16 protein-coding genes are annotated in these 22816 nt (G+C 64.7%); 12 read left to right on the top strand and 4 right to left on the bottom strand.

Features of this window, described 5'->3' with window-relative positions:
- The first annotated feature begins 2 nt into the window (after positions 1-2).
- The 8 genes from BLP65_RS11210 to BLP65_RS11175 all read left to right on the top strand — a co-directional run bounded on the left by BLP65_RS11210 (position 3) and on the right by BLP65_RS11175 (position 12221).
- Positions 3-1307 carry an APC family permease gene (locus BLP65_RS11210; RefSeq protein ID WP_092996963.1) on the top strand — a complete coding sequence of 435 codons (1305 nt, stop codon included), beginning with the start codon at positions 3-5 and terminating at the stop codon, positions 1305-1307.
- Positions 1308-1390: 83 nt separating this feature from the next.
- The gene (locus tag BLP65_RS11205; protein ID WP_317623058.1) at positions 1391-1951 is read left to right on the top strand and encodes an SAM-dependent methyltransferase; all 561 of its coding nucleotides are present in this window, start codon (positions 1391-1393) and stop codon (positions 1949-1951) included.
- A gap of 111 nt (positions 1952-2062) precedes the next feature.
- Positions 2063-2368 (top strand): metal-sulfur cluster assembly factor, encoded by a 306-nt coding sequence (locus BLP65_RS11200; RefSeq protein WP_092996957.1) that lies wholly within the window; start codon positions 2063-2065, stop codon positions 2366-2368.
- Between the two features lie 441 nt (positions 2369-2809).
- Positions 2810-8647, top strand: coding sequence for a PAS domain S-box protein (locus BLP65_RS11195; RefSeq protein ID WP_092996954.1), 5838 nt, complete (start codon positions 2810-2812; stop codon positions 8645-8647).
- A gap of 51 nt (positions 8648-8698) precedes the next feature.
- On the top strand, positions 8699-10189 hold the full coding sequence (locus tag BLP65_RS11190; protein ID WP_092996951.1) for a DUF7125 family protein: 1491 nt from the start codon (positions 8699-8701) through the stop codon (positions 10187-10189).
- 151 nt (positions 10190-10340) lie between these two features.
- Positions 10341-10616, top strand: a complete 276-nt coding sequence (locus BLP65_RS11185) for a circadian clock KaiB family protein (RefSeq protein ID WP_092996948.1) — start codon at positions 10341-10343, stop codon at positions 10614-10616.
- Between the two features lie 236 nt (positions 10617-10852).
- Positions 10853-11131 carry an aromatic ring hydroxylase gene (locus BLP65_RS11180; RefSeq protein WP_245688307.1) on the top strand — a complete coding sequence of 93 codons (279 nt, stop codon included), beginning with the start codon at positions 10853-10855 and terminating at the stop codon, positions 11129-11131.
- Positions 11132-11135: 4 nt separating this feature from the next.
- The gene (locus tag BLP65_RS11175) at positions 11136-12221 is read left to right on the top strand and encodes a hypothetical protein (protein WP_217631970.1); all 1086 of its coding nucleotides are present in this window, start codon (positions 11136-11138) and stop codon (positions 12219-12221) included.
- Here BLP65_RS11175 and BLP65_RS11170 read toward each other — a convergent pair.
- Complete coding sequence (locus tag BLP65_RS11170) at positions 12196-13509, bottom strand: MFS transporter (RefSeq protein ID WP_092996942.1); 1314 nt, start codon at positions 13507-13509, stop codon at positions 12196-12198. The two genes, BLP65_RS11175 and BLP65_RS11170, sit on opposite strands and share 26 nt — an antisense overlap.
- A gap of 186 nt (positions 13510-13695) precedes the next feature.
- Here BLP65_RS11170 and BLP65_RS11165 point away from each other — a divergent pair, with 186 nt between their 5' ends.
- Complete coding sequence (locus BLP65_RS11165; RefSeq protein ID WP_092996939.1) at positions 13696-14295, top strand: transglycosylase SLT domain-containing protein; 600 nt, start codon at positions 13696-13698, stop codon at positions 14293-14295.
- Between the two features lie 97 nt (positions 14296-14392).
- Here the strand turns inward: BLP65_RS11165 and BLP65_RS11160 are convergent, their stop codons facing one another.
- Positions 14393-15217: a hypothetical protein gene (locus tag BLP65_RS11160; protein WP_092996936.1), complete on the bottom strand. Its 825-nt coding sequence runs from the start codon at positions 15215-15217 to the stop codon at positions 14393-14395.
- Positions 15218-15514: 297 nt separating this feature from the next.
- Here BLP65_RS11160 and BLP65_RS11155 point away from each other — a divergent pair, with 297 nt between their 5' ends.
- Positions 15515-18880, top strand: coding sequence for an aminotransferase class V-fold PLP-dependent enzyme (locus BLP65_RS11155; RefSeq protein ID WP_245688306.1), 3366 nt, complete (start codon positions 15515-15517; stop codon positions 18878-18880).
- Positions 18881-19021: 141 nt separating this feature from the next.
- Positions 19022-19648 carry a carbonic anhydrase gene (locus BLP65_RS11150; RefSeq protein WP_092997130.1) on the top strand — a complete coding sequence of 209 codons (627 nt, stop codon included), beginning with the start codon at positions 19022-19024 and terminating at the stop codon, positions 19646-19648.
- Positions 19649-19666: 18 nt separating this feature from the next.
- Here BLP65_RS11150 and BLP65_RS11145 read toward each other — a convergent pair whose 3' ends face one another.
- Both BLP65_RS11145 and BLP65_RS16955 read right to left on the bottom strand, forming a co-directional pair.
- Positions 19667-20914 (bottom strand): MFS transporter, encoded by a 1248-nt coding sequence (locus BLP65_RS11145; protein ID WP_092996933.1) that lies wholly within the window; start codon positions 20912-20914, stop codon positions 19667-19669.
- A gap of 6 nt (positions 20915-20920) precedes the next feature.
- Positions 20921-21070, bottom strand: coding sequence for a hypothetical protein (locus BLP65_RS16955; RefSeq protein ID WP_175452539.1), 150 nt, complete (start codon positions 21068-21070; stop codon positions 20921-20923).
- A gap of 135 nt (positions 21071-21205) precedes the next feature.
- Between BLP65_RS16955 and BLP65_RS11140 the strand changes: the two genes are divergently transcribed.
- Entirely contained in the window at positions 21206-22816 is a 1611-nt protein-coding gene (locus tag BLP65_RS11140) for an ExeA family protein (protein WP_092996929.1), read from the top strand.

The following is a 22816-nucleotide window of genomic DNA, read 5'->3' as shown; positions in this document are numbered from 1 at the left end:
ACATGGAAGATCGACCGCACCCCACCCTGAGATCGATTGACGTGGTGGCGATCATTGTCGGCCTCGTGATCGGCGCCGGGATCTTCAAGGCTCCCGCGGTCGTTGCCGCCAATGCCGGCAGCGAGACGGGGGTGATGCTGGCGTGGCTGGCGGGTGGGGTGATCTCGATTATCGGCGCCCTGTGTTATGCGGAACTGGCGGCGGCCTACCCCGATGCGGGCGGGGAGTACCACTTCCTGCGGCGAGCCTACGGCAACACCATTGGCTTCCTCTTTGCCTGGTCGCGGCTGGTGGTGCTGCAGACCGGCTCAATCGCACTACTTGCCTTCGTGCTGGGTGACTACGCCGCCCAGATCGTCCCTCTCGGTCCTCACGGTCCTGCCCTGTTTGCGGCCGCTGCGGTCACCCTGCTGACCGCTATCAACCTGTTGGGACTGCGCTCCAGCAAGTGGATGCAGAACCTGCTGACCCTCTTCACGCTGGGAGGGCTTGTCATGGTCATCATCGTTGGACTTGCGCTTCCGGGGGCCGTCACCGCACCGCCTTCGACTGGCGGCGGTGAAGCCACCTTCGGTCTGGCCATGGTGTTTGTACTGCTCACCTACGGTGGCTGGAACGAGGCTGCCTACATCTCCGCGGAGCTGCAGGATGTCCAGCGGCGCATGTGGAAGGTCCTGGTGGTGGGGATCGGTACCATCACGCTGATCTATCTGTTGGTCAATTGGGCATACCTCAATGTGCTCGGCCTCGAAGCGATGGCCGAATCCGAGGCGGTCACGGCGGATCTGATGCGGCGGGTGTTGGGGGAGTCGGGTGCGCAGATGATCAGCCTGTTGATCGTGGCGGCCGTGTTCGCATCCATCAATGTGACCATCCTCACCGGGGCGCGGACGAACTATGCCCTTGCCAGGGATTTTCGGCAATTTCATCTGCTTGGCAACTGGTCGGCCAGGGTGAATGCGCCGACCCGCGCACTGATGGTGCAGGGAGTCATTGCCCTGCTTTTGGTGGCAGTGGGGTCGGCCAGCCGTTCCGGATTCGAGGCGATGGTGAGCTATATCTCGCCGGTGTTCTGGCTCTTTTTCCTGCTTACCACCCTCTCCTTGCTCGTGCTGCGCCAGCGCGATCCGCTCCGGCCTCGCCCGTTTCGCGTGCCGGTCTATCCTTACACGCCAGTGCTTTTTGCAGCGGCCTGCGCCTACATGTTCTGGTCCAGCCTGCTCCACTCCGGCTGGGGTGCGCTGCTTGGCATGCTGGTGCTTGCGGCGGGCATCCCTTTCCGCTTGCCGCAATTCCGCCAGCAATGAACGGAATCTGACCATTGCTTCCAGGAGGAGCGCGAATGAGCATTCGAGCCCGTCATTGCAGCCTCGCCCTACTATTGCTGGCGATGTTGTCCCAGCCGCTCACTGCCCAGTGGGCTGACAACCTGGACGTGCCCTATGTACCGACACCCCAGTCGGTAGTGGATGAGATGCTGAGTATCGCAGGGGTTACCGAGGATGATGTGCTGTACGACCTGGGGTCGGGTGATGGTCGCATCGTGATCACCGCTGCCGAGCAGTTCGGCGCGCGAGCGGTGGGCATCGACATCGACCCGGCCCGGATCGCCGAGAGCCGGGAAAACGCCAGGGTAGCCGGTGTCGAGGACAGGGTCCGTTTCATTCAGCAGGATCTGTTCGATGCTGACATCGGTGAAGCGACCGTCGTAACCCTCTATCTGCTGGGCTCCGTCAATGATCGGCTGCGTCCCAAATTGCTCGACGAACTCAAGCCCGGTACGCGGGTGGTGTCGCACGCGTTCGACATGGGTGATTGGCAACCGCTGGAGACCAGGTCTGTAGGAGGCAGCACGATTTATCTCTGGGAAGTTCCCGAAAAGGCCGGGCAGAGCTCGGAGAGAGCGGATAACCGTTCGCTGCCAAAGGAACCGAAAAGCGGCAGCGGTTGAGAAGTGATGGGCCGGTTCCCTGGACGCCGGTATCGGTATCCGATCGAACACTGCGGTATGGTACTCACACGGGCTGGTGCTCGTGTTGGTATCATGTCTTGAGGAGTCTGCATGGCTGGCGTTGACCGTGAAAAGTTGGAAAGTGCGTTGCGCGAGGTGATCGACCCCGAGGTCGGCGTCAATATCTACGACCTCGGGCTCATCTATGACGTGCTGGCGAGTGAGGAAGGCGATCTGCAGGTCCGCATGACCATGACCACGCCCGCCTGTCCCGTGAGTGCGATGCTGGCGGATCAGGTACGCGAGGCACTTCTGAAACTGCCCCAGGTGCGGGACGTCGAGGTCGAACTGGTCTGGGACCCGCCCTGGTCACCGGAACGCATGAGCGAGTCGGCACGGCGGCAACTCGGATGGTGATCCTCTGTATTTGCCCCGGCAGCGGGGGCTGCAAGGGCCCTTGACGGTTTTCGGCTTTTTGAACCGATGTCGGCGCTCTGGTAAGTGTCTGGTCGTGTATCCGGGCGATGTCACCAGCGGATCCGGCATCAAATACACCCTTTGCCCCATCATGTCGCCAAACGCTGCCCCTGTTGTCAGGCCTCGCACATCCGATCGGGAACAGCTTCAGCCACCGCGACAGGGAATACGGCCCGATTGGGCAGCGGCTTTTCGGTAAAGCTGCCTACTACATCAGCAGGTTACCCACGTTAACCATAAGGCTTTTAGCCCCTCAAGGCACTCCTTGACACTCTCTCCCGCTTCCCGGATAACAGGGTCCAGAAGCTGTCACGCTGCATTCGGCACGTCGTATCGGGGCGGGGCGTGAATCACGGACGGCAAGGAGATGAGATACTCGACATGGCACTTCTCGACAATCCGGCACACGCCCCGCCCACAAGGATGGACTGGATGACCGTGTTCGATGCGGTCGCGGATGCGGTTTTTGTCCATGACCGCAATTACCGGGTCGTCTACGCCAATCCCGCCTATTGCAAACGCTCCCGTCTGGACGCCGAGGCGTGCCTGGGCCGGCCCTACTGGGAGGTATTTCCGTTGCGGGAAGGGCCCCTGCCCGGCTGTCGGCAGGCTATTGAACAGGGCGGCGTGGAGGCAAGCGAGGACGAATTCACCGACAGCGCGGGCAACGTCTTTCTCTCCCGTGGCTACCCGGTCCACTGCGGTGAAGGCAGCTACGCCGTCCATATTCTGGTCGATGTCACGGCAGCGCGGCGGGAGCAGAGTCGCCTGCGTCAACTCCGTCAGGCGCTTCACGAGGGCCGCGAGGCGTTCATCACCATCGATGCCATGTACCGCATCAACTACGTCAATCCGGCCTTTGAGGCCCTGTTGGGTTATCGCGCCGATGAACTTCGGGGCCGCACGCTGGAACTGCTCTCGCCGGAGGGTGCGGCAGATGAAATCCAGGCACTTCTGGAGAGTCCGACGAACTGGGAGGGGGAGACGCTGCGCCGCCACAAGGACGGCACGCTGATCCCGGTCTATCTGTGCCTGTCTGCTGTGCGCGATGAGGATGGCAACCAGGATGGCTGGGTGGCGAGCCTGCGCGACTTGCGCGGCGAAAAGGCGGCTCAGGCCGAGCTGGCACGCCAGGCCGGGGAGATGGCAGAACGGCTCAAGGAGCTGAACTGCCTGTACGCGGTCGCCAACCTGACTGCCCCCGGCGACCTGCCGCTGGAGGATCTGTTCGGAGAGATCGTCTCCCGGCTGCGCGCCGCCCACCAATACCCGGACATTACCGAGGCGCGCATTCGCTTTGAGGGGCGCGACTACGCCTCTACGGGGTTTGTCGAGACGTCCTGGCTTCGGCGCGCCCCCCTCCGGCTGGACGGCGCAACGGTTGGCGATATCGAGGTCGTCTACCGGGAGGCGCGGCCCCCCGCCGATCACGGACCTTTCCTGCGTGAGGAGAAGAGACTGCTGGAAGCGGTAGCCGACCAGCTCTCGGCGGCACTCGCCGATCGGCGCAGCCGCGCCGCTCTGGCGGAGCGGGAGGCATTCTACCACTCTATCCTCGAGGATATGCCGGGCATGGTCTGCCGCTGGCGTGCCGACGGCACGATCACCTACGTCAGCGAAAGTTTTTGCCGCTACTCTGGCAAGACACGGGATGAACTGGTCGGTCGCAGCTTCCTGCCGCTGATCCCGGCGGAAGATCGCGAAGAGTTGGCTCAGCGGCTGCGTTCGCTGACGCCGGACAACCCCACCATGAACGTCGAGAACCGGGTGTTCGATGCCAAGGGCGCAATACGCTGGCAGCGCTGGACCAACCGCGCCCTGTTCGATGCCGAGGGCAGGCTGCTGGAGTACCAGGGCGTCGGTGAGGATATCACTGACGAGCGAGAGGCTGCCGAACAGGTCGAGAGCTTCGCCCGCTTTCCGAAGGAGAATCCCTACCCGATTGCGCGGGTCGCCGCCGACGGCACCCTGCTGCTGGCCAACCCCGCGACCGACCCGCTGCTGGAGGCCGCCGGCGTACGGGGCGGCGCTCCGGTGCCGCCCGAGTGGCAGGCCGCGGTGCGCGAGGCGCTCGTCCGGGGGCAGCCGCAGCGGTTCGAGCAGACCTCCGGGGAGGTCTGCTTTTTGTTCGTTGTGACGCCCATCGCCGAGGCGGGATACGCCAACCTCTACGGCACCGACGTCACGGAACTGCGTCGCCAGGAGGAGCGGCTGCAGCGTCGCGTCGCCCTGGAGACCACGCTGGCCTCCGCCTCGCGGGATTTCGTGGAGAACCCGGGCGAGGCGCTCGACGGCGCCATCGAGCGGACCCTTGCCGCCGTGGGCGAATTGGCTGGGGGCGACCGCAGCTACCTGTTCCTGTTCGAGCGCGATGGCGAACGGATGAGCAACACCCACGAGTGGTGCAATGCCGGGATTACGCCGCTACGCGAGAACTTCCAGCACCTGCCCACGGCACCGTTCGAGTGGTCCCTGGGCGAACTGCGGGCCCACGGGCGCTTCCATATCGGCGATGTGGCCGGCCTGCCCGATGGCCCGGAGCGCGACACGCTACGGGCGCAGGACGTTCAGTCCCTGGCGTTGGTGTCGGTCATGGCCGGCGGGGAGATGGTGGGGTTCATCGGCTTCGACGCGGTACGCCGTAAGACGACCTGGCACACCGAGGACCTGCGCCTGCTGCAACTAGTCGCCGACCTGGTGAGCAGTGCCCTGGCGCGCCGGGGAATGGAGGCCTCCCTGCAGCGTGCCAATCGCGCCCTACGTACCTTGAGCGCCTGCAACGAGGCGCTGATCCATGCCGAAGATGAACAGGGGCTGCTGCGGAGGGTCTGCGAGCAGGTGGTGGAGGTGGGCGGGTACCGCATGGCCTGGATCGGCTATGCCGAGAACGACGAACAGAAGAACGTGCCCCCGCGGGCCCACGCCGGATTTGAGGCGGGATACCTGGATACCGTCAAGGTGACCTGGAGCGACGAGCCGAGCGGCCGCGGTCCCGCCGGTCGCGCCATCGTCACGGGCGAGCCGAAGGTGGTCCGCTTCGCCGGCAGTGACCCCCGCTTCGCCCCCTGGCGGGTGGAGGCGCTGAAGCGGGGCTACCGCTCGGTGGCCGGCCTGCCGCTCTCGGGGGGCGGCGAGAACTTCGGGGCCTTGCTCATCTATGCCGGCGAGCCCGATGCCTTCGACGAGGCGGAGATGGAGCTGCTGCGGGACCTGGCCGGCGACCTGGCCTTCGGGATCGTCTCGCTGCGGGCCCGCGCCGAGCGCGAGCAGGCGGCAGCCGACCTGGTGCGCGGCGAGGAGCGCCTGCTCCGGCTGGTCGACACTAACCCCAATGCCGTACTGGTGGTCGACCGGGAGGGCGGGGTCCGTTTCGCCAATCCCGCTGCCGAGGCGCTGTTCGATCGCCGCCTGGTCGACAACGCCTTCGGGTTACCGCTAGCGGCCGAGGAGCGCACCGAGGTGTACGTGACGCGGCCCGGCAAACCCGCCGTCGTCGCCGAGATGCACGCGGTGGAGCTGGAGTGGCTGGGTGACCCCTGCTGGCTGGTGACGCTCTACGACGTGACCGAGCTGCGACATCAGGAGGTGCGCCTGCTGCGTCTCAACCGTACCCAATCGGTGCTCAGCGAGTGCAACCAGGCCCTGGTGCGTGCGGCAAGCGAGCAGGAGCTGCTGGAGGCCTTTTGTGGCCGTCTGGCGGACATCGGCGGTTACCGCCTGGCCTGGGTCGGCTATCGGCAGGAGGATGCCGACAGGAGCGTCGAGCCGATCGCCCGCGCCGGGGCGGCGCAGGCCTATCTGGAGGGGCTGCGGGTCGGTTGGGGCGATGACGAGCGGGGGAGCGGGCCGACCGGGGTCGCCATCCGCACCGGCGAGCCTGCCATCTGCCGGGACAGTCTGGATGAGCCCGGATTCCGACCCTGGCGTGAGGCGGCCCGCGAGCATAATCTGCGTTCGGCCATCGCTTTGCCGCTGCGCATCGACGGCGAGGTTATCGGCGCCCTCCAAATCTACGCCGACCTGCCCGACGCCTTCGATACGGAGGAGCAGAGCCTGCTGGCCGAGCTGGCCGACGACCTGGCCTTCGGGATCCACGGCCAGCGCACGCGGCGGGCGCGGGAGCAGGCGGAGGCGGTGCTGCAGGTGCGTAACCGCGCGGTTGAGTCGGCCCATGACGGCATTATGGTCACTGCCGTAGACCGCGGTGTCGTCTACGTCAATCCCGCCTTTACCCAGATCACCGGCTATAGCCAGGAAGAGATGATAGGTCGCGATCCGGGCCTGTTGGCCGGGGATGACCGCGACCAACCGGGGATACACGCCCTCAACAGTGCCTTGAAGCGGGGCAAGGAGGCTGCCGTGCTGCTGCGCAACTACCGTAGCGATGGCTCCCTGTTCTGGAACGAACTGCACGTCTCCCCGGTGGTGGACGCCGACGGCACAGTAGGTCACTACGTCGGCATCATCAACGATGTGACCGATCGAAAGCGCTACGAAGAGCAGCTGGAGTATCAGGCCAACTTCGACCTGCTGACCGGCCTTCCCAACCGCAACCTGATGCAGGATCGGCTCGCCCAGGCCCTGGCCCATGCCCGGCGTCACGACTGCCTTGCGGCGCTCCTGTTCCTCGATATCGACCGCTTCAAACTGGTCAACGATACCCTCGGGCACGATCGCGGCGACGAGCTGCTGCAGGGGGTGGCCAAGCGGCTGGAAGCGGTGCTGCACAGCAGCGACACCGTGGCCCGCTACGGCGGCGACGAATTCGTGGTGATCCTCCCCGATATCGGCCGGCCCGAGGATGTGGCTCAGGTGGCCGAGCGGCTGCTGCACGTCCTCTCCGAACCCATACTCATGGAGGGGCATGAATTCCAGGCCACCGCCAGCATCGGCGCCAGTCTCTATCCGCGGGACGGAAGGGACGGCGGGACCCTGCTGAAAAACGCCGATTCGGCCATGTACCAGGCCAAGGAGATGGGGCGCAACAACTTCCAGTTCTTTACCGCCGAGCTGAATAGTCGGCTGCTGCAGCGCATGGGTCTGGAGAGCGGACTGCGGCGCGCCATCGAACGGGAGGAGTTGACGCTGCACTACCAGCCCCAGCTCGATCTGCATACCGGAGCCGTGGTGGGGGTCGAGGCCCTGCTGCGTTGGCATCACCCGGAACTCGGCATGGTTTCACCGGCGGATTTCATCCCATTGGCGGAGGAGACCGGACTCATCATTCCTATCGGCGAATGGGTGCTCAGGAGTGCCTGCCGGCAGGCGGTGCAGTGGAGGCAGGCCGGTATGCCGCCGTTGACCGTGGCGGTGAATATCTCGGCGCGACAGATGGTGCGCGGCGACCTGGTGGAGACGGTCACCGCGATCATCGAGGAGACCGGTCTGGAGCCGGCCGTCCTGGAGATCGAGTTGACCGAGAGCGCCATGATGGAGCGCCCCGAGGAGATGGCGGCGATGCTCCAGCGCCTGAAGGGGATAGGGGTGCAGCTGGCGCTGGATGACTTCGGCACCGGTTTCTCGAGTCTCAGCTATCTGCACCGCTTTCCCTTCGACAAGGTCAAAATCGACAAGGCCTTTGTCCACGATATCACCGTCAATCCCCACAACGCCGCCATCGTTCTCTCGATCCTCTCCCTGGCCAAGGGGCTCGGACTGACGGTGATCGCCGAGGGGGTCGAGAACGAGGCGCAGCTGCGTTATCTGCGCTACCGCGGATGCAGCCAGATGCAGGGCTTCCTCTACAGCCGCCCGCTGCCCCCGGGCGAGGCCGCCGACCTGGTGCGGGAGGGTGGACTCGACCTGGCGGCCCTCGACGAGGAGGAGCTGCCGACCCTGCTCGCGGTGGACGATGAGCCCGACATCACCCGCGCCCTGCGGCGCCTGCTGCGCCGCCAGGGTTATCGGGTGCTGACCGCCACTACCCCCGAGGAGGCCTTCGAGTTGATGGCCATGCACCGGGTCCAGGTGCTCCTGTGCGATCAAGGCATGCCGGAGATGAAGGGGACCGAACTGCTGAGCCGGGTCAAGCGGCTCTATCCGCACACCATCCGCATGATCCTGAGCGACTACATCGAACTGAACGTGATCACCGAGGCGGTGAACCGGGGCTGGGTGTACAAGTTCCTCACCAAGCCGTGGAACGATGAGGAGTTGAAGGCGGAGATCCGCGGCGCCTTCGTCGAATATGAACACAACCGGATGGCGGCCGACACCTGAGGCATGAGACGCGGCTCTGGCTACGCGGGATAAAACCGGTGACAATGAACTATGAACGATCAAGAGAACACCGAGACGAAAATCGCGCACCGGGGGAATCTGCCGCGCATGGAGACCGGCATCGCCGGGCTCGACCGTGCCCTCGAAGGGGGACTCCCCGCCGGGCGCGTCGTGCTAATCAGCGGTGAGAGCGGCACCGGCAAGACGGTATTCGTCAACGAGTTCATCTATCGCGGCATCAGCCGCTACGGGCAACCGGGGGTCTTCGTTACCTTCGAGGAGCCGCCGGCCGAAATTGCGGCCAACGTCCGGGGCTTCGGCTGGGACTATGGCCGGCTCGTGGATGAGGGCCGTCTCGCCTTCGTCGATGCGGGTATGGGGGACCGGACGCTCTCCGTCGAGCTCGACCAGCACTACGATCTCGCCCCCGTCATCGCGCGTATTCGCGCGGCCGTGGAGCGCATCGGCGCCAAGCGGGTGGCCGTCGACAGCATGGGCAATCTGTTCGGGCGTCTGGGCAGCAGCTGCGCCATTCGCAACCTCTTCCACAACCTTTGCCTGGAACTCAAGGCGCTCGGCGTCACCACCCTGATTACGGCGGAGCGCGGCGACGGGAAGCGCCAAACGCGCTTTGGGGTGGAGGAGTATGTGGCCGATGGGGTGATCGACCTCTCCATGGCGCCCGGCCAGCAGGAGACACTGCGCAAGATCGTGGTCCGAAAGCTTCGCGGTACGCATTACCGCAGCGGCAATATACAGTACACCATCGGCGCCGACGGTATCACTGTGTTCGCGAAGATACCCGTCGACCGCTCCTTCACCGCGACCCGGGCGGACGTGCGCAAGCGCTTCGAGATCCCCGGCTTCGACTCGCTTCTGGACGGCGGCCTGCCCGAGGGGCACATCGCCCTCATCAGCGGCAATACCGGTACCGGCAAGACCTCCTTCGCACTGCACTTCGTCAAGGCCGGGATCGACGCCGGGGAGCCCTGTGTCTACGTGGCCCTGGAGGAGCCCAGCGCTCAGCTCCGTCGCACCGGCGAGTCCTATGGCTGGGATATGATGGCATTGGAGCGCAGCGGCTTGCTCACCTTTATCGATATCCCGCTTATCGACATCGTCCCCGACCAGGTGCTCTACGGCATTGCCGAGGCGGTGGAGGCCACCGGCGCGAGGCGCATCGTCCTCGACTCGATCTCCAGTCTCGAGTCCGCCACGCTGAGCAGCGAACAGGTGCGCCAGTTCATGGTGCAGCTCAACGAGTTCTGCAAGAGCCGCAGTGTGACCTGCGTGGCCCCTTACCTCAATCCCGATGTGTTCGGCGCCACCCAGGGACAGCTGCTCGGGCAGACGGCGACCTCCGACATGCGCCTCAGTTCGGTGGTGGACGCCGTGGTCCTGCTGCGCTACGTCGAGCGGGGTCAGAGGGTGAAGCGGCTGGTCCATGTGTTGAAACTGCGCGGCAGCAATCACGATAACGCCATCTACATGTACCGGCTCAGCGATGGCGGTGTGATCATCGGCGAGCAGTACGAGGTCTAGATGTAGGTCGGGCTTCAGCCCGACGCCTATCGGTGTTCGGCTTGGCCGCGTTTCGGCCTGAAAGCCGACCTACGGGGGACGGGGGACCGGGCCGGGTGGATGGGAACGGCGAACAGCCAGGCCGAAACAGACGATATACAGGAAAGCCGGAATGGTAGAACTGAAGCTCAGACTGTTCGTGCTCGGCCAGACGCCCCCTTCGCGGCGGGCCGTCGCCGTGGTCGAGCGGCTCTGCCGTGAACACGCCGGCGAGTGTCGGCTCGAGGTCACCGACATGGCGGTCGAACCGGAGGCGGCGGAGCGCTACAACGTCCTGGCCACACCCACCCTGCTGCGCGAGGAGCCCCCACCGGTCAAGCGCATCATCGGTAATCTGTCCGACCGCGAACGGCTCATGGAGGCTTTGGATATCGAACCGGGCGAGTGAGCGTTCGCCCTCCTCCCCCTCATCGAGGCACCTCATACCCACACCCGGGCGGGGATTCCGAAAGGGTATCCAGCCGGTGTGTGGGTCGGGCTTCAGCACGATGCTAAGCCGGTGCCCGGTTCGCCCCCGTGTCGGCCTGAAGGCCGACCTATGAAGGGGGTCCCGGTTGCCCGGAAGGTGCCGTTACCGCTACCGTGGCAGACCGGAACCGGAGGAGCGGATGAGCGATATCGAGCGTGAAACACTGGAGGGGGCCTTGCCGGCGTCATCGCCCGGAGGTCAACGTCAATGTCTACGACCCCGGGCTCATCTACGAGGTGTTGGCCAGCGACCGGGGCGACCTCAAGGTGCGCATGACCACGTCCGCCTGTCCGGATCGCTGCTGGCGGACCAGGTGCACGATGCACTTCGGGGTTCTGCCCGAGGTGAGGGAGGTCGAGGTGGAGCTGGTCTGGGTCCCGCCCTGGTCGCCGGAGCGGATGAGCGAGGTGGCTCGCCAACAGCTGGGTTGGTGAGCCGGTGATCGCACGCGACCTGCCGCCCGTCGCGCGGCTGCCCCTTCTGGTGCTCGGCTTTCTCTCCCTGGCGTTTGGCGTCATCGCCGGCCTGGTGCGGCTCGGCTGGCCCCTGCCGCTGCCCTCACCGGAGCTGTTGGGCCTGCACGGGCCGCTGATGGTCTCGGGTTTCTTCGGCACGGTAATCGGGCTGGAGCGGGCGGTGGCGCTTGCCTCCCGCTGGGCCTACGGCGGCCCGGCACTGACCGGCGCGGGTGGATTGGCCCTGATCGCCGGTGCCCCGATGGGCGTGGCCAGCTCGCTGCTGAGCGCCGGCAGCCTCGTCCTGGTGGCCGCCTCCTGGGTGGTCGTCAGGCGCCAGCGTGCCCTGTTCACGCTTACCCTGGCGGCGGGCGCCGCGGTCTGGTCGGTGGGTAACCTGCTCTGGCTCGCCGGGGCACCGGTGGCCGATGTGCTCCCCTGGTGGGCCGGGTTTCTGGTTCTGACCATCGCTGGTGAGCGCCTGGAACTGAGTCGCTTCCGTCCTGCTTCGGCCCCGGCCAGGTGGGTGTTCGCCGCCGTGGCCCTGCTGTTGCTGGCCGGTATCGGCACCTCTTCCTTCAGCGGGGCGGGGAGAATGGTGCTGGCTGCCTCGCTACTGCTGCTTGCACTCTGGCTCGGTCGTTATGACGTGGCACTCTATACCGTGCGGGGCTCGGGACTGCCCCGCTTTACCGCCGTATGTCTGCTCTCCGGTTATGTATGGCTGGCCGTCGGCGCCGTCGTCGGGCTGTCGAGCGGCGGCCTGTTTTTTGGCTACGGCTATGACACGACGCTGCACAGCGTATTTCTCGGCTTTGTGTTCGCTATGGTCTTCGGCCATGCCCCGATCATTTTTCCTGCCGTAACGCGGTTCAATATCCCCTATCACCCGGTGTTCTACCTGCATCTGGTCCTCCTCCACGCCACACTCGGACTACGGGTTGCCGGCGACCTCGGTGGCTGGATGGAATTGCGCCGGATCGGTGGTCTCGGCAATGCCCTGGTGTTGCTGTTGTTTGTGGCCAACACGGTGGCGGCCGTGATCAAGGGGCGACGGGCGGCAAGCTGATATTGCGGCAGCGAGTCTCGGTAATGCGAAGGGCGGCAAACGTGGCCATTGCGGCGAAACCGGCCGAGGCGGCGAGACCGTAGCGATAGCTTTGCAGATCATAGACACGGACGCCTTCCAGCAGCGTGCCGTCCCAGCCCGCGTCGATAAGAGCGCCGAAAAGCGGCTGCATGATCGCCGCCCCCAGAAACAGCCCGGTATTGACTACGGCAATGGCCATGCCGGCATTGGCCGGCCGGACCACCTCCTTGGCAGCGGCATAGGTGACCACAAAGCCCCCGGCCGAGAGGCCGAGGAGGGTATACAGCAGGAACCCGGAGAATCCCGGTCCCCACGGCAACAGCATCAGCCCCAGCCAGACGGCGCAGGAGAGCACACCGGCACCGAGGATCACCGGCCGGCGCCGGCCAATCCGATCGGAAAGGCCGCCCATCAGGAATGAGCCCCCGGCGAAGCCGGCCAGTGCTGCGGTGGTATAGAGCGAGGCATCACTCCCCGAGAGGTCGAATACATCCCGCATCAGGGGCAATCCCCAGAGTCCGGCGAACGCAAACAGGCTGCCGGTGATGCCGAAATTGACCCAAAAGCCCGGCCATACCGCCCTGTTGCCCAGTACCGCCCGCAACTCGTGCCACCAGTGCCGCTCCCGTGGGGGCTCCTCCGCTTCCCCTGCCATTGCCCGCACCGAGGGAAAACCGGCATCCTGCGGCCGATTGCGTACAATCCACCAGCTTAGCAGGGCGAGAAGGATGGAGATGAAGCCGGCCGTAACAAACACGCTGCGCCACGAGTACTGCAGCAGCAGCACCGCAAGCGGGCCGGCGGCCAGGATTGAACCCACATTGCCCAGGAGCAGGGTAAGGCCGCTGACCAGACCGTAGCGCTGTTCGCTGAACCAGACGGTATTCCACTTCATCAGCCCCACGAACACCACCGAGACACCCAGCCCGACGAAGAACCGGCCGATCGAAGCGGTCATGAAATCGGGGGCCAGGCCGAACAGCAGGGAGCCGCCGCCCGCCACTAGTGCTCCGATGGTGACGCTCAGACGCGGTCCAAGGGTGTCGGCCAGGACCCCCGACGGCACCTGCATGGCGGTATAGATGTAGTAGTACATCGCGGCCAGGGAGCCGAGCGCTGCCCCACTGGTGCCGAAGGTCTGCATCAGGTCGGCGGAGACCGCGCCGGGCGCCATGCGGTGGAAGTAGACCATCATGTAGGAGGCCACCAGCAGGCCGAAGATGGTCCAGCGGATACGTTGAAAGCGGCGGTGAGAGTCGGGGCTCATGGTGGATTCAGCAATGGATTCGGTTGCATACGATAACCCGTTCCACCACCAATCAGAACCACAGGCTCAGGGCCAGGCCGCCTCTCCAGCTCCGCTTGGGGCAGCCGTCCTTACCGCAAACATTGGCGCGGCGGGATCTGCATGCGATGATATCTTTCTGGATCCCACTCAACGGTTTGTTCTTCCATGCGCTGGATACCGCTTCTGTTGCTGCTTGTCCTCACCGGCTGCGCCACGACGCCGCCCAGCAATATGGATAACAGCTGTGAAATCTTTCGGGAGAAGAATGGCTGGTATGACGTGACCCGGGATGTCTACGAGCGCTGGGGCGTCCCTCCCCATGTCCAGTTGGCGATCATCCATCAGGAGTCACGCTTTCAATACGATGCCAAGCCGCCCCGGCGCAAGCTCCTGTGGGTGATCCCCTGGTTCCGCAAATCCTCGGCCTATGGCTTCGCTCAGGTGAAGGACTCGACGTGGGACTGGTACCGGGAGAAGACCGGAAAGCGCTGGGCCAGCCGGGATGATTTCGAGGATGCCGTGGATTTCATCGGTTGGTACGGCAACATGACCTACAAGACCCTGGGTATCTCCAAGTGGGACACCTACAAGCAGTATCTTGCCTATCACGAAGGCCACGGCGGCTATCGGCGCGGCACCTACCAAAGCAAGCCGTGGTTGATCAAGGTCGCCGGCCGGGTCAAGGCCCGCGCCAGCCGCTATCACACCCAGCTCAGCGGCTGTAAGGACGAGCTGGAATCCTCCTGGCGTTTGTGGCCTTTCTGAAATGGGGCATCGGGGCCGTACTCACTTGAACGGTCGCGAATCCCGCCATGTCTGAAGGAAGAAGCGCTCCCCCGGTGAGGGAGCGCCTCGCGTGCGATTACGCTCCCATGTGATAGCGCTCGTCGCTGTGATCGCCACGGATGCGCTTGCTGGTGCCGCGGGTCCCGATGGCACCGCCCCAAATCCCCAGAACCAGTGATACGGCCAGTGTGACGATCAGCCACCAGGATGCTGCTGTTGCGACTCCCACGGCAGGTTCGGCTATCTGCTGCGCCTGTTGGCCGGGCTGCTGGAACAAGGGCATGGCCTGGTCCACAACCTGCTCCGCCCGCTGCTGTGAAAAGCCCATCTCACTGGTCATGACCTCGATGGCACCGGAACGGTCCTGCGCGGAGAGTCGGTCCCGCAGGGCGCCCATCGACTCCAGCGAAATATCTCCGCCTTCGGCTCCGCTGATGATTTGCTGCAGCTGCTCCGTTGCACCCGTTGCACCTGCGGCTTGACCGGCAGTCTGCAGTGTCTGGCCGAAAATATTCAGAGTGCCGCCGAGGATTCCGGCCACGGCCGTAGTGGCGAGATAGCCGGCAAACAGGACAGTCAGACCCCAGGCTACAAGGCCGTGAAGCGCACCGTCCATTTTGCGTCGCAGCCCGGACATCCGGCCGGCCACCCAGCCTCCGCTAAAGGCCGCGATAAGCATGCTGATGAAGCTCCAGACACCGGTCCACAGGGGGATACTGCCGACCGGTTCGGCGGCTGCCGGGTCCACTGCGGTCAAGCCCGTGGCAACACCGATAAGGGCAAGAAGCAGGTATATAGAGAGACCGGCGACCGTCCCGGCGAAGACTGCTCCCCAGCTGACGGCGCCGACGATGGGGCGGCGTGCCGCCATGCGTTCAACGTCATAGGCTTGCGTGACCATGAGATTGCCTCCTTGCATCAATGTTTGTCCGGCGGTTTCAATGGCCTGTGCCGGACACGTTCCCGAATAAGGTTAAGGGTTATGCCAAATCTCGGAGATTGCCAGTTTTTCTCATCTTTAGAAGGACTGTTTCCGTATTATCGTGTTATCTCAGCGGCCGTAAGGATGAACCGGACTCCCTGGACTGCTGGCCGTTCGGAACGGCTCGTGGGCTACACTTTAAACCCACACGACCCGTGAGCTTTTGCACGGAACACCTACGGAGTTTGCACGGAATCGAACCCGCCAGTGAGTGATGTGAGCTGGAAGAAATCGATCTGCGGAATCTGTCCCTCCGGCTGCTGGATCGAGGCGCGAACGGAAGGCGGGCAGCTGATGGAGGTGCGGGCGGACCCGGACCATCCCCTGGGCGCGATGTGCCGGCGCGGGCGGCATGCACCGGAGATTGTCCATTCCGAACACCGCTTGCGTACCCCTCTCAGGCGAACCGGGGCCAAGGGCGAATTCGCCTTCGAACCTATTAGCTGGGAGGAGGCGTACGAGCTGATCGCCGAACGCCTGCAAACGCTCAAGGAGGAATCCGGTCCCGAGGCGGTGGGTGTCTACACTGGCCGCGGTGCCTTCGAGCTCTCACTCTGCGACCTGTATCAGCCCAAGGGGGTGGCGATCTCCTCCGCCTCCAGCGTCCTGTTCCCGTTCGGTTCACCGAATACCTTCGGCGTCGGCGCATTGTGCTACGTGGCCTTTGCCATGATTGCGCCCCACACGACTTTGGGCCGTTACTACCACAACCTGTTCAGCGACATCGAACACGCCGGTGCGGTGCTGGTCTGGGGCGCCAACCCGGCCACCGATTCGCCGCCCCGTGACCTGCAGCGACTGGAGGCGGCGGCCGCCCGTGGCGCCCGCATCGTGGTGATCGACCCGCGTCGTACCGAAACGGCCGAGCGCACCGGTGCCGAGTGGGTGCCGATCCGTCCGGGCACCGACGGCGCCCTGGCGCTGGGCCTGATCCAGGTGCTGCTGGAGGAGGACCGCTACGACGAGCCCTTCGCCGAACAGTGGTGCCACGGCTTCGATGACCTGGCCCGCTATGTCCAGCACTTTCATCCGGAGGTGGTGGCCGTGATCACCGGCGTGCCGGCGGAGAAAGTGCGTGAACTGGCCCGGCTGGTGGCGGAGAGCAACGGCTGCTGTCCGGTGATGTACACCGGTCTTGAATACTCCAATACCGGGGTGCAGGCGGTGCGGGCGGTGTTGACGCTGTTCGCCCTGGCGGGCCAGCTCGATGTGCCGGGCGGCATCGGCCTGACCATGGCCGGTGGGCAATTTCCCATCAACCGCAGCTGCAACCAGCCAAACCCGGATACCTCGCGCGCCATCGCCCGTGACCGCCTGCCCCTCTACACCCACTACCGTGAAGAGTCGCATCCGCTTGGCCTGGTGGACGCAGTGCTTAAGGGCGAGCCTTATCCCCTGCGGGGGCTTATCGTGCAGGGCGCCTCCCTGCTCACCTCCTGGCCGCAGACTCCCATCTGGCGCGAAACCCTGGCGGGTCTGGATTTTCTGGTCTGTATCGACCGTCAGCGCACCGCCGACATGGATTATGCCGATGTGGTGTTGCCGGCCACCACCATGTTCGAGATCGACTCCTACATGACCTACGGCCCCGTTTTTCGCCTGCGTGAGAAGTTGATCGAGCCGGTCGGCGAGGCGCGTGGTGACTACCGCATCATGGCGGACCTCGCCCAACGGCTGGGTTACGGCCACCTGTTTCCGCAGGAGGGCGAAGAGGTGCAGCGCTTCGTGCTGGAGGGGTCCGGCTTCACGCTGGAGCAGGTGCGGGAGGCGGGTGGCTGGGTGCGCCGGGAGACGCCCATGATGGAGTACCGTAAGTGGGAAAAGGGAGTGTTGCGTGCAGATGGACAGCCAGGGTTCGATACGCCGACGGGCCGTTTCGAGATCGCCTCCACCCTGCTCGAGGACTTTGGCTATGAGCCGCTGCCCAGGTACACCGAGGTGCGCGAGGGACCGCTGGGCAGCCCGGAGCTCCTGGAGGCATTTCCCCTGGTGTTCAACTCCGGCGCCCGCCCCGACACCGACTTCCGCTCCCAGCATCACGGTATTCCTGGCCTTGTGAAGGCGCAGCCGGAACCGGTGGTGGAGCTGCATTCGCAGGATGCCGGCCGGCACGGTATCGGTGACGGGGATCTGGTCGAGGTGGCGACCCCGCGCGGGGCCGTGCCGTTTCGCGCCCGGGTGGGTGAGAACATCATGCCCGGCACAGTCGAATGCAACATGGGCGGCGGCACCCCGGTCGGACCGCCGGCCTGGCAGGCATGGAACGTCAACGAGTTGACCGACATCGACAATTACGACCCCATCTCCGGCTTCCCGGTCTACAAGGCGCTACTGTGCCGGATACGTCGGCTGGAACCGGGCACGCCGCGTCCCCGGCCGCGCAGAAGGGTGGCGGGCGGCCGGCACCGGCAGACCCCGCCCGGACGGGAGCGGGTCTATCTGGACAACAATGCCACCACCGCCGTTGCTCCGGCTGTGCGGGAGGCGATGCTTCCCTGGCTGGGGGTCCAGTGGGGCAATCCATCCAGCCTTCACCGCGACGGACGCATGGCCCATGAGGCGGTGGAAAGTGCCCGCCGGGAATTGGCAGCCCTCATCGGTGCACGGCCGCGGCGACTGGTCTTTACCGGCGGCGGCTCCGAGGCCAACAACCTCGCCATCAAGGGGATCGCCTTCAGCGCCGCCACGGGCGCCCACCTGATCACCTCGCGGGTCGAGCACCCGGCGGTGCTCAAGACCTGCCATTTTCTGGAGCGGATGGGCTGGCGCGTGAGCTATCTGCCGGTGGATAACGAGGGTCGGGTACGGCCGGAGGTGCTGCGCCGGGCGATCACCGGCGAGACCGCGCTGGTCTCGATCATGCTCGCCAACAATGAGGTCGGCACGATTCAGCCAATTGCCGAGCTGGCGGCCATGGCCCGTGAGCACGGCGTCCCGTTTCACACCGACGCGGTGCAGGCGGTCGGCAAGAGTCCGGTCGATGTGGAGGCTCTGGGTGTCGATCTGCTGAGTCTCTCCGCCCACAAGTTTCATGGACCCAAAGGCGTGGGTGCCCTCTACGTGCGCAAGGGTCTGGAGCTGGAGGCGCTGGTCCATGGCGGTGGCCAGGAGGGCGGACTGCGGGCCGGGACCGAGAATGTGGCCGGGATCGCCGGCCTCGGCCGGGCGGCGGTATTGGCTGGCGAGTGGCTCGGGCAGTGCGGGGTGATGCAGGAGCGGCGTGACCGGTTGGAGGCGGGACTGATGCGGCTGGTGCCCGGTGCCACCCGTAATGGATCGGCCGCGATGCGTCTGCCGAACACCCTCAACCTGACGCTGCCCGGGCTGCGGGGCGAATCGCTGGTGATTGCGCTCGACCAGCACGGTATCGCCTGCTCCTCCGGCTCCGCATGCAAGTCCGGCTCCCCGGAACCGACGCACGTACTCAAGGCCATGGGCCTCTCGGATGAGGCGGCTCACTGCTCGCTTCGGCTCTCCCTGTCCCATCATACCGACGATGAGGCGATCGGGCATACGCTGGATGTGATGCAGCGGGTCCTCACGGAACGCAGCACCAGCGTGCGCTTCATCGGTTGCAAATGACCCTTTTCGCCATAGGCAATCGCATCGGGTACTCTTTTACCTGCCGGCCTGTCCCGCAGGCGAATGCCCGCCCCTAACTCGGGGATGGACAGGCCGGGACAATTTTCCGGCACCTTCTCCTTGGCCAGGGTGAAATACGATATGATCTCCGCACTCGAAGCGCTCGAACGTCTCAAAGCCGGCAACGGGCGTTATGTCTCCAACGTCATGAGTCTAGAGGCACTGACCAGCCACGGTCGTCGGGCCGAATTCGTTGCCGAGCAGAAACCGATTGCCGTGATCCTCGGCTGCTCCGATTCCCGGGTGCCCGCCGAGATCATCTTCGACCAGGGTCTGGGCGAACTTTTCGTCATCCGTGTGGCCGGCAATATCGTTGCACCTTCGCAGGTGGGTAGTGTGGAATTCGCCGCCGCCCAGTTCGGTACACCGCTGGTGGTGGTCCTCGGCCACTCGTACTGCGGCGCCATTGGCGCGACCATTGACCAACTGATCGGCCGGGGCTCCAGCCCCTCACGCAATATCCGCTCCATCGTCAATCGCATCAGTCCATCGATAGCGGGACTGGTGGAAACCGATCTGCGATACGACCGTGAGGGGCTGATGGAGGAAGCGGTCCGCGCCAATGTGCGAGCCTCTGCCAATCACCTGCGCCACGGCTCCGAACTTCTGGAGCAACTGATCGGCGAGGGCACGCTCGTGGTGGTTGGTGCCGAATACTGTCTCGATAGCGGGAGGGTGGATTTCTTCGACGTGCAGGAATCGGCCTGAACCATAGCAAATCGGGTGTTAGGGCAAGCGGTCGCCCGTCCCGGATTCCAGTGTCTCCGGGACATACCGGTAGAGAGTCCATGCGGCCCCCAGCAGCAGGGCAGCGGCCACCAGGAACGGCAGCCGAAAGGAGATAATGGCCAGGACGCCGGCCAGCATCGGCCCGGTGGCGATTCCCAACCCAAACCCCATTGTGGCCAGAGCCATTTGCCGGCCGGTATTTCCGTCGGTACTCACGTCTGCTGCGAGGGCGAATGCCGGTGCGGCAATGCCGGCCGACCCGATTCCCTGAATGGCCCGCAACCCGAGTAGCTGGGTCGTGGTCTGGACCTCGCCAATCAGGGCGGTGGCCGGCGCCATGATCATCAGTCCGGATATAATCACCGTTTTCCGGCCGAAGCGGTCCGAGAGTCGACCGAAAGGCACCTGCAGCAACAGCCGGGTCAGGATCAGCACACTGAATGCGGCGCCAAACGCGAAGGCCCCCTGCTCGAGGCGCTCATTGAACTCCTGTTCCAGGGGGGTCATCACCGAAAAGGCGCTGGCCATGGCGAATACCGCCAACGCTGCCCCCAGAATACCGGGGGACAGTAGCGTGCGATCGAACACGCGAAAGGTCCGGCGCACCTCCGTGGTGCCGCGGCTGGGTCCATCCTTGATCCAGAGCTGTACCAGAAGGGTCGCAATGGCAATGAAGCCGGCGGCGGTATAGAAGACGGCATTGAAGCCCAGCGTGTCGTGCAGGGCTCCGCCAACGAGGGGACCGAGTCCGAAACCGATCAGCCGTGCCGTGGTATAGATCCCCATGGAGCCGCCGCGGGTGCTTTTTTCGGTGTTCGCCGCCAGCAGCGCCATGCCCGCCGGGATCGTAAGCGCCAGGCCGATCCCCTGAAAGACCCGCAGGAAAAGCAGTTCGCCGAACTGTCGGGCAAAGACAAAGCTGGCGATGGCGGCGCCTGCCAGCAACAGTCCGCCCAGGATGAAGGGCTTGCGACGGTCGGACCAGTCGACCCATGCACCGGCGAGGGGTTGCACCGCCGTGGTAATCAGCCCGTAAATGGAGATGAGAATGCCGGCCTGCAGGGCGTCCGGAAAAGGCAGCCAGGGGGCCGGCAGGCTTGCGACATAGAGCGGGATGACCACGAACAGCATGCTGTTGCCCAAGGCGTCGCCGAGTCTTGCCATCGCCAGGGCAAAAACGGTCCGATTGGCGCCGATATCAAATCCTGGATGATGGCGGTGTGGCGGCCGCTGCTCGGGATCCAAGGGTCATCACCTGCCGGCTTCTTCCTGCACGACCTGATGGGCACGCTCCAGCTCCGGGAGGGTGTGGTCCTCCACGCGCACGTCGACCTCCTCGGCGTAAGTCTTTCCGCACCGATGCAGCAGTGTCTTGACCAGCGCGTGTTTGGTGTCGGTCATGGTACTGTATGGGTTCGGTTGCTGTTTCCGTGTCCAACAGTCTAGTGGTAAAGCTACCCCGGTCCACGCACCGGGACCCTGTCCCAGAATAAACTTCTAGAATGTTAGGAAATCGACCCCCTGAGCAGGACTGGCATGTACCTCGATCATTTCGGCCTTGATGCAAAGCCGTTTTCCATTACCCCCGAACCGCGGTTTCTTCATTTGAGTGAACGCTACCGGGAGGCGCTTGCGCATCTTCTTTACGGGGCGGGCGAGGCGGGTGGCTTTTTACAGCTGACCGGGGAAGTGGGCACCGGCAAGACGATGATCTGCCGGGCCTTTCTGGCGCAGTTGCCCGAGGCGGTGGATGCGGCCCTGGTGCTCAACCCGAAGCTCACGGCACCGGAGTTGCTGTGCAACATCCTGGAAGAGCTGCGAATCCCGCTGCCCGATGAGCGGGACTCCACCAAGGCACTCATCGACCGGTTGAATGCCCATCTGCTGGATGCATACAGTCGTGGGCGTCGAACCGTACTGCTGATCGACGAGGCGCAGAACCTCAGCCCCGATGTTCTGGAGCAGGTGCGGCTGCTGACCAACCTGGAGACCGACCGCCACAAACTCCTGCAGATCTTTCTTATCGGCCAACCCGAACTTCGGCACCTTCTCGATCAGCCGGAGCTGCGACAGGTGGCGCAACGCATCACCGCCCGTTGCCACCTGATGCCATTGAGCCCCGAGGAGACCCGCGCCTATGTGGCTCACCGCCTGCAAGTGGCCGGAGCGCGGAGGAGCCTCTTTACCCGGGGGGCCCTGAAGGAAATTTACGCATTTTCAGGCGGTATCCCCCGCCTTATCAACACGGTTTGTGATCGGGCCCTGCTGGGGGCGTATGCCACCGATTGTGAAAGGGTAGAACGCAGGGTGGTGCGCCGTGCCGCGGCCGAGCTCACGGGGAGCCGGGACCGACAGCGGCCATTCGGGGCCAGGGCGGCGCTCCTTGGAGTCCTCGCGCTGGCTCTGGCGGGTGCGGGATTCCTGCCCGACACCCGTTCGGCCCTGACTCTGTTATTCGAGCGCATGACACCACCCGTTATCGCCACCGCTGCCGAACCACCTGCGCCCTTGCAGCCGGATGCGTTGCCGGCGCACATCCGTATTCAGCAGCTGGTTCGGGAGGCGCCTGCCAGTCTCGACGCGGGAGCGGCCGGGGCAGGCCTGCTCGAAAACTGGGGGATTGTGGCGAGCGAACCGGTGGCGGATTTCTGTCAGAATGTCCGCACTCACGGCTTGCGTTGCCTGCGAGGAAGGGCCAGCTGGAAGGAATTGCGCCGCTTGAACCGACCGGCGGTGCTGAACTTCTGGAGTGATGATGGTGTCCGGCATGTGTTGCTGACGGGCATGCAGGATCAGCGAGCCGAGTTTCGGGTGGGTGATGCGCAATGGACTCTGCCACTCACCGAGTCGGACGAATTCTGGCGGGGAAACTACCTGATCCTCTGGCGCCCGCCGGATTCCGAAGCATCGCTGATCGGCAGGCGGTCATCGCCGTGGGCGGTGCAGTGGTTATGGGAACGCTTGGGCGGGGGAGTGCCGGTACCCGAAAGCTATACCGATACCCTTCGTGAAAAGGTGGTCGACTTTCAGCAGCAGCATGCCCTGAAAACGGATGGCATCGCCGGACCGCGGACCCTCATTCAGCTCAATACGGCCGCGGCCGATCCGACGATTCCACGGCTTGATGTCCGAGTGGGAGGGAAGTAG

Source organism: Thiohalomonas denitrificans (assembly GCF_900102855.1).
Classification (GTDB): Bacteria; Pseudomonadota; Gammaproteobacteria; order Thiohalomonadales; family Thiohalomonadaceae; genus Thiohalomonas; species Thiohalomonas denitrificans.
Note: the sequence above shows the minus strand (reverse complement) of the source record. Positions and strands in the feature narration are given on the sequence as shown.